Annotated in this window: 8 protein-coding genes and 1 pseudogene; 2 read left to right on the forward strand and 7 right to left on the reverse strand. The window is 68.9% G+C overall.

The window, feature by feature from the left end:
* Positions 1-864: 864 nt before the first annotated feature.
* Together ABZ860_RS41440 and ABZ860_RS41445 are read right to left on the reverse strand one after the other, a co-directional pair.
* A complete protein-coding gene (locus tag ABZ860_RS41440) occupies positions 865-1,650 on the reverse strand; it encodes a DUF1963 domain-containing protein (RefSeq protein ID WP_357231857.1) in 786 nt (261 codons plus the stop codon).
* 340 nt (positions 1,651-1,990) lie between these two features.
* Positions 1,991-2,113 (reverse strand): helix-turn-helix domain-containing protein, encoded by a 123-nt coding sequence (locus tag ABZ860_RS41445; protein ID WP_357231860.1) that lies wholly within the window; start codon positions 2,111-2,113, stop codon positions 1,991-1,993.
* Between the two features lie 882 nt (positions 2,114-2,995).
* Here ABZ860_RS41445 and ABZ860_RS41450 point away from each other — a divergent pair.
* Positions 2,996-3,184 (forward strand): hypothetical protein, encoded by a 189-nt coding sequence (locus ABZ860_RS41450; RefSeq protein WP_357231863.1) that lies wholly within the window; start codon positions 2,996-2,998, stop codon positions 3,182-3,184.
* Here the strand turns inward: ABZ860_RS41450 and ABZ860_RS41455 are convergent.
* The gene (locus tag ABZ860_RS41455; RefSeq protein WP_357231866.1) at positions 3,171-3,938 is read right to left on the reverse strand and encodes an SDR family oxidoreductase; all 768 of its coding nucleotides are present in this window, start codon (positions 3,936-3,938) and stop codon (positions 3,171-3,173) included. The two genes, ABZ860_RS41450 and ABZ860_RS41455, sit on opposite strands and share 14 nt — an antisense overlap.
* Before the next feature lie 103 nt (positions 3,939-4,041).
* Positions 4,042-4,800: a glucose 1-dehydrogenase gene (locus ABZ860_RS41460; RefSeq protein WP_357231869.1), complete on the reverse strand. Its 759-nt coding sequence runs from the start codon at positions 4,798-4,800 to the stop codon at positions 4,042-4,044.
* Between the two features lie 264 nt (positions 4,801-5,064).
* On the opposite strand from ABZ860_RS41460, the gene ABZ860_RS41465 reads away from it, so the two are divergent.
* A complete protein-coding gene (locus ABZ860_RS41465; RefSeq protein ID WP_357231872.1) occupies positions 5,065-5,907 on the forward strand; it encodes a helix-turn-helix transcriptional regulator in 843 nt (280 codons plus the stop codon).
* A gap of 86 nt (positions 5,908-5,993) precedes the next feature.
* On the opposite strand, the gene ABZ860_RS41470 is transcribed toward ABZ860_RS41465, so the two are convergent.
* The 3 genes and pseudogenes from ABZ860_RS41470 to ABZ860_RS41480 form a co-directional block, all read right to left on the reverse strand.
* Positions 5,994-6,224 carry a hypothetical protein gene (locus ABZ860_RS41470; protein ID WP_357231875.1) on the reverse strand — a complete coding sequence of 77 codons (231 nt, stop codon included), beginning with the start codon at positions 6,222-6,224 and terminating at the stop codon, positions 5,994-5,996.
* Between the two features lie 546 nt (positions 6,225-6,770).
* Positions 6,771-7,370, reverse strand: a complete 600-nt coding sequence (locus tag ABZ860_RS41475) for a hypothetical protein (protein WP_357231878.1) — start codon at positions 7,368-7,370, stop codon at positions 6,771-6,773.
* Positions 7,371-7,530: 160 nt separating this feature from the next.
* A pseudogene (locus tag ABZ860_RS41480) lies at positions 7,531-7,826 on the reverse strand (TetR/AcrR family transcriptional regulator); the annotation flags it as partial.

Consider the following 7,826-nt stretch of genomic DNA (forward strand, 5'->3'; position numbering starts at 1 on the left):
GTGTCGTGAGCCCCAAACGAGCGGCTCGCCAGCCCGAAGCCTCTCGATGGCCTGCTTTGATCTTGTGCGAAATCGATCATTTCTGAGACACCCTGCAGCCACAATCCTGCTCTCGGTGTGCGACTTCGCGATCGTGTCTCATCACCCTCGTACGAAAACCATGTTTCATTCGCGCCGGGTCTGGCTGTTCGGGACGGCCAGTCGCTTGGCCCACCCTGGCGCGGCAGGGGCATCGTGGCCGCGCTCGCGGCACCAGGCCAGCCACGCCAGCACCGCAGCGCGGCGTGTTCCACGTGTTGACCGCCGCAGCCCCACAGCACCTCCAGGGCCTCGCCGATCTCGTCGTCGGCCACCGGCGCCAGCGGCCGGGCCTCGCCGATCCGCTCGACGGTCTTATCCGACTCCGATCGCGTAGGTACGGGCGGTGTTCGGGTTGTCGATTGAGTCCAAGAAGGCGCCGGCCGCATCCCGGACCGTCAACGCCTTCCCCAGCCGGCAACTGCACTACGGCGGGCACCGCGTCTCCCCTGCCACGGATAACAGGGCCGCTTCACGCGCCGCCGGGCGGCCGTCCCCGCAGGCCGCGATCAGCGATGCCGCAGATTAAGGAGCTCACAACCATCAGCACGTGATCCCTTTCTGCCGTATTCCGGCTGGCCCCTACGAGACCGGCAGTCGCACCTCCCGATGGCCACGCCCGTCCGTCCCGTTCACCGTCGGCTGGCCGCACGCCCATGACCAGTTGGCGCCGTCGAGCTCCGGCACCGGCGGCCAGAACTTGAGCACCACCTCGTCTGGAGCAGCTTCGGCACGGTGAGCGGTGTCCCGCGTAAGCAGGAGGCTAGGGGCCGGATGACTCGGCGGTCAGAAGGTGTCGACGTACACGTACAGCCGGTCGAAGCGGAGAGCGGCCAGGTCGGCGCGGCGAATCACCCAGTGGAAGAGGCCCGCCTCCAGCTCCTCGCAGTCGTCTTCGCCGCGCCAGGTGGCCAGCAGCGTCCACTCGTCACCGTCCGCGACGGGCAGCGGCACTTCGTCCCGGGCCACCTCGACCGGGTCCGAGTTGAAGAGGACAGGCTCACCGCCAAGCTGGAAGCGCCAGTGAGGGCGCCAGCCCACCACGTGCGACCAGGCGGACTCCAGCTCGGCGGCCCGCTGCGACTCCTCGTCGTCGTCCTCCTCGCGCCACGGCCACGACCACTGATGGAAACAGAACTCCAGCCGCGCCCGGCGGTAGGTGTCCGGACCGTCGTCCGGGTCGACCGGTCGCTCTGCCGACGGCGTCCCGGCCGGTATATACCGCACGGCGTCGGCGACCACCGCCCCGCTGCCCGGATCGGGGTCGGCGAAGAACAGCAGCCGACCCTCGGTGGGCAGCGGCAGATCCGTCGCCTCGGGCGGCAGGGCCCCGCAGTCGACGGCCGCGACGAACGCCGCTGCCGGTGCGGGTGCGCCCTCCGGCAGCGGCGGGTTCCCGCCGGTCAGCGCCACCACCGGGCCGGGGCCGTCCTCTGCGAGGTAGACCGCCGGGCGGGCGGTGCGTATGTACGCCTCCACCTCGGCGGCCGGAATCCCCCGTGCGGCGGCCTCCGCGCGAAAGCGAGCGGCCCTCGCCGCCGGGGTCTCGTCAACGGGTTCCGTGTCAGTCATGGGACGACCCTATGGCCGTCATTCGGTTCATAAGAGCCATCACGTCATGTGTATGTTCCACGTCATCGCCTGGATGCATCAAGGCCGGCAGGTCAGATCGCGACGAGCTGAGCTCTCAGTTGGAGTGCGGCGGGGAGGCACATGCGGAGCTCACAGAGGCGGGCAGTTTTTGCCTCGGGGGTGTGACTACGCTGCCTGCTGCTTCATGTTCGACGACCCGAGCCGGGCCTTGTCCCGACTGGGCGACTGTGGGGACGGCCATCGGTGCCGTGATCACGACGACTTGTGATCTTGCTCGGGCCCCGAAGGACAGGAGCGGGATGCGGTGGATAACTGCTGGTCAGCGCTCCGCGAGTACCGTGTAGGCGGTGGAGCGGCCGATTTTGAGGCTGCGGGCAGCCTCGGTGATCGAGACACCGTCGTCGACTAGGCGGCGTAGTGTGGCCAGCTCGGTCCGCTTCATCAGGCTCGTCGCCCAGCGAGGCGCCCGGATCTGGGTGTTCTGCGTAGAGCGGCCATACCTGGACCCTTTTCTCGTCGGGCGTCTTGTAGACCGCGACAATGACGGGCTCCTTGCCCGGGCTAGAGGCGGCACGGCGCATCTCCGCCGCTGTGGGCGGCAAATCGACGTAGGTGTAGGTGCGGGCGGCGGCCAGGTGCCCTCGGGCGGCGACACACACGGCAGGGACGCCTTCACCGCGGCCACCAGGAGCACGCCCGCCACCAGGCAGACCGGCAGCAGGCCGGCCAGCAAAGCCAGCGTGATCTGCCACCGGGTCTGTTTGCCGGGCTTGGCGTCGCCGGATCCTTCAGAGCCGTCGCGTCTGCTGTTCATGTCCAAAGGGTGAGTTCCGCCTCTTGGAGATCACTTGCGCTTGGACGCATCCCTGATCGGCAGGCGAGACCGCAGGCACGTTGATAAGCAGCTGCGGAGAAGACCGCCTTGACGACCACCGCGCAGGGCTGTCCGAACAGCCCGCTGCCCGGCCTGGCCGACAATCTCGCCGCCGCCCGGCACGGACGTCGGCCACGCCCTCGTACGCCATGAGCTGGCCAGCGCTTCGCGAAGAGACTCGAGGGAATTCGCAACGAGAACGCCGCGCCGACCCGCATGAAGCTTGACCGGCACCGCCTGATGGAATGTACTAACGGTGGCCAGTGATAAGAGGTCCAGGGGACCTCTTCCCCCGGGGATAGCTGGTCACTACTTTTTCTGCGCCGTGCCCCACGGTGTGAAGAACGTCCGCAGCGTCGGCTGCACGGCCCCCATGAAACTGTCGTCGCCGCGCTCCGGCTTCCGCTGGACCGCCCACAGCCGTAGTCGGCTACCTGCAGGCCCCAGCTTGTGCAGGAGTCCCCGTGGCAGACCATCACGTCGCGGCGTGACGGCGCGTGGTCCTCGCACACCTCCCTGATGGCGGCGGCGATGGCCATGGCGCCGATCCCGACTCCGGAGGTCCTGTGGCGCAAGCCGCCTGTGGGTCCCCTGGCGCTGATCACCGCCATCATGTTCATGAGTCTCACATCGCAGTGAAGCCGCCATCGGCGGCGACCACGGCACCGGTGATAAAGCTGGCGCGCGGTGAGGCGAGGAAGCAGAGGACCTCGGCGATCTCCTGGGCCTGGGCTACCCGGCCGAGCGGGTGAGCGCTGGCGAAAGAGGCCAGGTATGCGCGGCTGTCGGTGCGGAAGGTGTCGAGGAAGTCGGTCTCGATGACGCCCGCGGCCACGAGGTTCGCCCGGATGCCCAGCGGGCCGCCCTCGACGGCGAGGACCTTGGTGAGCTGGGCCAAGGCGCCCTTGGACGCCGCGTAGGCGACGCCGTCGGGCATGCCGACAGTGCAGACGTAGGAGCCCGTACTCACGATGGCGCCGCCGCCTCGCTCCCGCATCACGCGGAAGGCCTCGCGGGCGAAAAAGAACGAGCCGCGCGCGTTGACCGCCATCAACGCGTCCCAGTCCTGCGCCGTCGTGTACGTGATCGGCTTGTTCAAGGTGCGGCCCGCGTTGTTGACCAGGATGTCCAGACCGCCGAACATCTCGACGGCCTGTCGCACCGCCCGCACGGCCACCGCCTCGTCCGTGACGTCGGCGATCAGGGGATGCACGCCGGGAAACTGCGCGGGCAGTTCTTCCACCTCCTCGCGCTGATCGACGGCGACGATCCGGGCGCCGCGGCGGTGCAGCAGCCGGACGGTCTCCCTGCCCACGCCGCGCGCGGCCCCGGTGACGAGGGCGCCCTTTCCGGCGAACTCGGTGGTCTCGGCGGACGCATTCGCGGATGTCATCATCCATTTCCTTCCTGTTTCACGGCCAGGCGCCGAAGGCGTGACCGCCCGGTTCGCGGAGCGACGACGCGCCAGCGGCCATGTCCGTTAGCTGTATGGCTGCTCAGTACGCGGTGAGCCCGCCGTCGATCACGAACTCCGCGCCGGTGACGAAGGAGGAGTCGTCGCAGGCGAGGAAGAGGTAAGCGGGTGCGACCTCCTCGGCCCGCCCGGCCCTGCGCATCGGGGTGCGCTGGATGTCCGGCTGCTGGTCGCCCTGCTCGTCCAGGAGTTCCTGGATCATCGGTGTGGCGATGACGCCGGGATGCACAGAGTTGACCCGCACGCCCTGTCGCGCGTACTCGACCGCTGCGGTCTTGCTCAGCAGGCGTACCGCGCCCTTGGACGCCTGGTAGGCCGCGGCGGAGCCGCTGCCGACGAGCCCGAGCACCGACGAGGTGTTGATCACCGAGGCGTTTCCGCTCGCGCGCAGGAGCGGCATCGCGGCCTTCATGCCGAGCCAGGTGCCTTTCTGGTTGACGTCGATGACGCGGTCCCAGGCGTCCTCCGCCGTGCCCTCGATCCCCGGCCAGTCCACGATGCCGGCCAGGTTCACCAGCACGTTCAGCGTGCCGAAACGCTCGCGTACAACGCCGATCGCCTCCTCCCACTCCCGCGCGGAGGAGACGTTGAGGCGGGCGGCGACAACCTCCGCGCCGAGCGCCTCGATCTTGCCAGCCAGCTCCCGCAGGGGCCCTTCGGCGACATCCGTGATCACCAGCCGGGCGCCTTCGCGGGCGAAGAGTTCGGCGGTGGCCGCGCCGATGCCGCCGGTCGCGCCGGTGATCAGCGCGACCTTGTTGGCGAGTCGTTCTCCTGTCATGGGAATTGCCTCGGATTTCTCGTTGTTGTGGACTGCTCGGTCAGGTCTTGCCGCGTTGCGGGCGCCGGTGACGGGGGCGAGCTGACCCGGCGATCTCGGTCATGACGGCTGCTCTTGCCGGTACAGCACGAGGTGCTCGTGGTAGAGCATCTTTCTTGCCTGTTCCATCGAGTCTGCGCACGTCAGGGGGCATTAGCCAGGACGTGTGCTGCCTGGGTGCGGCGGACCCAGGCAGCACACGCGGCCGCCGGATAGCTTGGTCGCATGGAAGGCAACCACCTGGGAGAATTCCTGCGCGCACGCCGCGCCGCCCTGCGGCCGGAGGACGTCGGCATGGCGAGTTACGGCGCCCGCAGAGTCGTCGGGCTGCGCCGTGAGGAGGTCGCCGTCCTGGCCGGTGTGAACGCCGACTACTACACCCGCCTGGAACAAGGACGCGAGCGCAACCCCTCAGGCCAGGTGCTCGACGCTCTCAGCCGCGCGCTGCGCCTCGACGCCGACGCCCGGGCGCACCTATACCGGCTGGCCGGGACCACGCCGGACGACTGGCCCTTCACGCAGGCCGCCGAGCGGGTCAGCCCGGCGCTGCGCCAGTTGATGGACGGCTATCCCCACACCCCGGCGTTCGTGATGAACCGAACTCTGGACATCCTGGCCACCAACGCCCTGGCCGACGCCCTCTACAGCCCCTTCGAGCCGGCGGACAACCTGGCCCGCATGACCTTCCTCGACCCCGCCTGCCGACGCTTCTACACCGACTGGGACCGCGCGGCCCAGGCCACCGTCGCCAACCTCCGCCAGACGGTCGGCTTCGACCCGGACAACCCGCGCCTGGCCGAACTCGTCCGCACCCTCACCGGCCAGAGCACGGACTTCGCCCGCCTCTGGGAGGCCCACACCGTTCGAGGCAAGACCCAGGAGGCCAAGCACTTCCTGCACCCCGACGTCGGCCCCCTCGCGCTCACCTACCAGGCCTTCGACATACGTGACGCCCCTGGGCAGCAGCTCGTGATCTACCATGCCGAACCGGGCAGCCCCAGTGCCCAGGCCCTCAACCTCCTCGGCTCCATCCACGCCACCCGACGCCAGAGCGAACCGCAGAGGTAGGGGTCCGGCTCGTCGTGCAAGTCTTCGGCGTTCACCGATAGGCGCGGAAGAACTCAACGATGTCGCGGGCGAGCAACTCGGGCTCCTCATAAGCGGCGAAGTGCCCGCCGTGGGGCATCGGTGTAGCGGGTGAGGTTGTAGGTGCGCTCGGCCCAGCTTCGCGGCGGCAGGCTCAGGTCGGCGGGAACCAGGGCGAGGGCCGTGGGGACGTCCACCCGCCGCACCCGCCGGGTCAGATGGTGCGCGTACTCGTGGCAAGGCCGGAACGAGGTAGAGATCGTGCCCGTGAACCAGTAGAGGGACGCCTGGGTGAGCACGAAGTCGTCGCTGAAACGGGGTGTCGGTACGACTCGGTGAGAACGATCATCGTCCGGCTGTAGCCGCTGGGAGGGCGTTGACGCGGCTCTCGTACTCGCGGCGGGCTCCGGGCTTGTCGACAATTCACATCAGCCCACCGCCGGGGTTTGATGCGGTAGGTGTTCTCGGTGCCCTCCACGGGCTCCAGCACCCAGGACACCCGCTCCCCTGTACGTGCTTCTGGAAAGCGGCCAGTTCCCCTCCGTCGCGATGCCGCTCGGGTACCTTCCAGCCGACAGCTGGTAGCCCGGCCCCCGGCCGGGTGAGTGCGGGGCGGTGTGGTCGGTGCCCAAGGAGAGGTCCCCGGCGCCAGCGCGTGGGCCGTGATCAGTGACCAGATACGCACCCGGCTAGCAGCACCAGCCTCCCGTGCAGGCGGCTGCAGTATGTCAGGGCTGTTCCGGCGGCGCCGGAGGCGTGGGGACACGCACGTCCGTGCGCGCCGGTCCGTCAGGAGACGCGAAAACTGGATCAGGAGAAGGTGGCGTCGTTGCCGTCTTAGCAGTTCAGATGCTGGTTGGCTTGCTCATTCTTCTGGTCTCGGGTGAATGCTGGTCCTCCTGACCGTTGAGCTGGTAGGAGAAACGGTGCCGATTCTGCCGTGCACTAAGCCCGTCAAGCTCTCGCGCGGTCAGGGTGAGGAGCTCAGCGGGACGCAAGCGCGTGTCGGCGAGTGCGTCGACGAGCCTTGCCGTCGCAGCCCCCGCATAGGCGAGCGTGGCAGTGTGGGCGATCTCCAAGGCCAGCTCGGGCAGCTGCGATGCGGATACGGCTTGATCGCTACCGAACAACTTCCGGAAGCTCTTGGCCTGGTTATCCATGGTGACTATGCCACGGTAGCTCGACTCCCCCAGCACCGTTACCACGTCGATGAGCCGGCGTTGGTCGCGCATTTCGAGGAACACGGCGAAGTCGTCGGGCTCAAGGATCTCGCGAACGATGTCGATTCGGCTGGAGGCAGCGATCAGGCCAGCGAGAAGCGCATCCTCCTGCTTTGACGCTTCAGAGGATCCGTAGCTGCGACGGATTCTGTCCTGGTCCTGTGTTTGCGAGGCGGAAGGCCCCACGGGTGCATCGCTGCCCAGGCGTCGGGCCAGCTCCGTCACCGTTTGTCGTGCCGTCACCGTTATGGCCCACACCCTGTCTATGTACGCCGGACCCACCGAGCAGCCTGACCGATCGGCGCGCACGCCACCCGCCGGGCAACCTGGCCGGTGGCCGCGGCCAGGCCGCCAGGAGGCCGCCCGACCGGTGCCGGATGTCCCGTCAGGGGGCGACGGCGCGGGCGACGCACTCGCGCAGGAGGGCCCGGCGGCGGTCGTGGTCGGCGGCGGGCTCATCCGCCGTGGCGGCGTAGAAGCCGCTGGCCGGGGACCAGGCACAGGCCATGGCGATGACCAGGGCCATCAGGTCGGAGGGGTCGCCCTGGCGGAGCCGCCCGGCGGCCTGGGCAGCGGCGATGGCGGCGAGTTTCGGTTCGTCGCCGGGGGGATCGGCGAGGCGCCCCGTCGGGCGCCGTTCGAGCCGCAGCCAGGCCATGAGGCGGACCAGTTCGGGATGGC

It is taken from the genome of Microbispora sp. NPDC046973 (genome assembly GCF_040644495.1).
In the GTDB taxonomy this organism is placed as follows: Bacteria; Actinomycetota; Actinomycetes; order Streptosporangiales; family Streptosporangiaceae; genus Microbispora.

What these genes read in the sequence shown, in the direction of transcription:
- ABZ860_RS41440 (WP_357231857.1), bottom strand. Translation starts at nt 1,650, where the DNA reads ATGACTGACACGGAACCCGTTGACGAGACCCCGGCGGCGAGGGCCGCT.
- ABZ860_RS41445 (WP_357231860.1), bottom strand. Translation starts at nt 2,113, where the DNA reads ATGAAGCGGACCGAGCTGGCCACACTACGCCGCCTAGTCGACGACGGT.
- ABZ860_RS41455 (WP_357231866.1), bottom strand. Translation starts at nt 3,938, where the DNA reads ATGACATCCGCGAATGCGTCCGCCGAGACCACCGAGTTCGCCGGAAAG.
- ABZ860_RS41460 (WP_357231869.1), bottom strand. Translation starts at nt 4,800, where the DNA reads ATGACAGGAGAACGACTCGCCAACAAGGTCGCGCTGATCACCGGCGCG.
- ABZ860_RS41465 (WP_357231872.1), top strand. Translation starts at nt 5,065, where the DNA reads ATGGAAGGCAACCACCTGGGAGAATTCCTGCGCGCACGCCGCGCCGCC.